Genomic DNA, 3,022 nt, shown 5'->3' on the forward strand with positions numbered 1-3,022 from the left:
ATTGACGGTTGTAGCCGGAGGGGCAGCGGGCGACTTCGCCAAGCCTCGGGCCGGATGGCCATCCGGCCCGAGGCTCAATCGCTTCCATCGCACATAATCATCTCGTGCAGATACAAGGGGCGGCGCCAGCGCCGCAATTTTGGGCTGATCGAGCAGTGCGTTGCCCTTATAGCCCTCGCAACAATCGTTCCAACTCTTCAGCATCCGTCACGACCGGTAAACACACCTGCCCAGTACACAGCCATGCACCCGCCTCGTTGGTCGGCGGCAGGATTCCGCCAGGCAGCAAGGGTCGATTCGTACCCGTACCGATCGGCAGGACAATGTCGACGCGGCGTGGGTCCGGACTTCGATTCGCAACCGGAACGAGCTTTGGATCGTCAAGCGCATCGACGATGACCAGTTTTAGCGGCTCGATCGCCAGCGCGCAGGCGTTGACGATGCCGGCTTGGCCATAGGCCTGGTGGGCCGCGCGGCCGGCGGCGTGCTCGGCAACTTGCCAGGCCCTTTCCTGCAGCTCGAGATCGCCCGTGACGGAGGCCAGCCGGACCAGTGCCTCGATGATCTGGCCGGTGGCGGACGGAATGGCCTCGTCGACATCGCCGCGGATGCGGATCGGCACGTCGGTGCTGTCCGAGGCGGTCAGGTAATACCCCGTCTTTTCGGTATCGGCGTGCCAATGGTCGAGCTGCTTGATAAACTGGCCGGCCTGGTCGACATAGCTCCAATTCCCAGTGGCCTCGAACAGCGAGATCGCTGCGTTGGCCATGGCGGCATAGTCGCTGGACAAAGCAGGGAATAGTTTTCTGGCGCCGAGCATCGAATGCGGCAGACGGCTGTCGCGGCCGGCGGTGCTGATGTGGGCAAAGGCCTTTGCCGCCGCATCGATCCAGTCAGGCCGCGCCAGCGAACGGCCGGCCTCTGCAAGCGCTGCGATCATCTGGCCGTTCCAGTCGGTGAGGGTCTTTGCGTCAAGACCGGGCCTGACCCGCTGTTCCCGCACGGTGAGGAGTTTCGCCTTGAGCGGGCCGAGCTCTGCGCGATCGATCACATAGTGCGATTGCTGGGACAGGGTTTGGTGGACGACCGGCTTGCCTTCCCAGCCGTGCGGGCTGGAGAGCGTGAAGTGCTTGAAAAACAAGGCAGAATCGTCGACGAGGGCGGCCTCGATCTCGTCTTGGCTCCAGGTGTAGAACAGTCCTTCCTCGCCGTCGCTGTCGGCATCGAGACTGGCGGCAAAGGCGCCGCCGTCAACGCGCATCTCGCGCAGCAGCCAGCCGATCGTCTCTTCGATTCGGACCCGGAACAACCCGTTGCCGCTTGCGGCATGGGCCCAGTTGCAGAAGCGGATCAGCTGGGCATTGTCGTAAAGCATCTTTTCGAAATGCGGCACCAGCCATTCGGCGTCGGTCGAGTAACGGCTGAGCCCGCCGCCGATATGATCGTAAATGCCGCCGCTGACCATCTGTTCGAGGCTGTTGAGAACGTCGTCGCGATGGCTGGCGTTGCCGTCGCGCAGCCAGGACAGCCACAGCGTTTGCATGAACGGCGCATTGGGGAATTTCGGCGCGCCACGCAAGCCGCCCAGATCGCGGTCGATCATGCCGTCTATGCCCTTGGCAAGCTCAGCCAGCGTGTCGCGATCGAGCCCTGTTCTCGCGTGCAATCCGGCGAGCCGTGCCTGGACATGTGTGGTCAGGCCGTCGGCGCTCTGGTTGAGGCTCGCCCGCTTCTCGCGCCAGGCCTTGTCCACCGCCTCCATCACCTGGATGAAACCGGGGCGGCCATAGCGTGGCTCGCGCGGAAAGTAGGTGCCGCCCCAGAACGGCTTGCCGTCCGGCGTCAGGAACATGGTTAGTGGCCAGCCACCCTGCTCGCCCATCGAGGACAGCGCCGCCATATAGATCTGGTCGATGTCGGGGCGTTCCTCGCGGTCGACCTTGATATTGACGAACAGACGGTTCATGACGGCGGCGACACCATCGTCCTCGAAGCTTTCATGCGCCATGACGTGGCACCAGTGGCAGGCGGCATAGCCGACCGAGAGCAGGATCGGCCTGTCCAGCGCCTTGGCCTCCTCGAGCGAAGCCGGCGACCAGGCCCGCCAGTGGACGGGATTGCCGCTGTGCTGCTGCAAATAGGGGCTGGCTTCTTCAGCAAGCAGGTTTTGCGCGGGCAGCGTCACTGGGCAAACTCGGGTGCGATTGGCTGATGGGCGTAAAGCTAGGGCGGTTCGGTAGAGCGGGCAAATGATTTCAGGCGATTCCATCGTAGCGCTGTCGAGCGGCCGGCTCCCGGCCGGCGTCGCCGTCATCCGTATTTCCGGCCCGCAGACTCGATTCGTAGTCGAAACGATTGCCGGGGGTATTGTTAAGCCCCGCGTCGCGGTCTTGCGCAGATTCAGGGCGCCCGATGGAACCGTGCTCGATAACGGCTTGGTCGTTTTCTTTCCCAATCCGGCCAGTTTCACCGGCGAGGATGTGGCGGAATTCCACGTTCATGGCGGACGCGCCGTGGTGGCCAGGATGCTGGAGACGATTACTGGTTTCGACGGCGTCAGGCACGCGGAACCGGGCGAATTCACGCGCCGCGCCTTTCTCAACGGCAAGGTCGACCTGGTTGAGACCGAGGCCCTGGCGGATCTCGTCAACGCTGAAACCGAGGCGCAGCGGCGTTTTGCTGTCCAAAATGCCGAAGGCGCTCAGAGCGAACTCTATCTCGGCTGGCGTCGCAGGTTGATTCACGCCCGCGCCATGATCGAGGCGGAGATCGATTTTGCCGATGAAGACGATGTCCCCGGTTCCGTTTCGGATACGGTTTGGTCCGATGTCAAAACTATGATCGGCGAGATCGACCGGCACATTGCCGGATTTCGTGCTGCCGAAATCATCCGTGACGGCTTCGAGGTCGTTATCCTTGGCGCGCCCAACGCCGGCAAGTCGAGTCTGTTCAACGCCCTGGCGCGGCGGGATGCCGCTATAGTAACGGATGAACCCGGCACGACGCGGGATCTGCTTGAAGT

The 3,022-nt window shown here is 63.0% G+C and carries 2 protein-coding genes; one reads left to right on the forward strand and one right to left on the reverse strand.

The window, feature by feature from the left end; genetic code table 11:
- Positions 1-166 precede the first annotated feature (166 nt).
- On the reverse strand, positions 167-2,185 hold the full coding sequence (locus EN984_RS28530; RefSeq protein WP_127271099.1) for a thioredoxin domain-containing protein: 2,019 nt from the start codon (positions 2,183-2,185) through the stop codon (positions 167-169).
- A gap of 64 nt (positions 2,186-2,249) precedes the next feature.
- Between EN984_RS28530 and mnmE the strand changes: the two genes are divergently transcribed.
- The coding region (gene mnmE, locus EN984_RS28535; protein ID WP_127384123.1) for a tRNA uridine-5-carboxymethylaminomethyl(34) synthesis GTPase MnmE at positions 2,250-3,022 on the forward strand (773 nt) is incomplete at its 3' end.

The organism is Mesorhizobium sp. M7A.F.Ca.CA.004.12.1.1, from assembly GCF_003997835.1.
GTDB lineage: Bacteria > Pseudomonadota > Alphaproteobacteria > Rhizobiales > Rhizobiaceae > Mesorhizobium.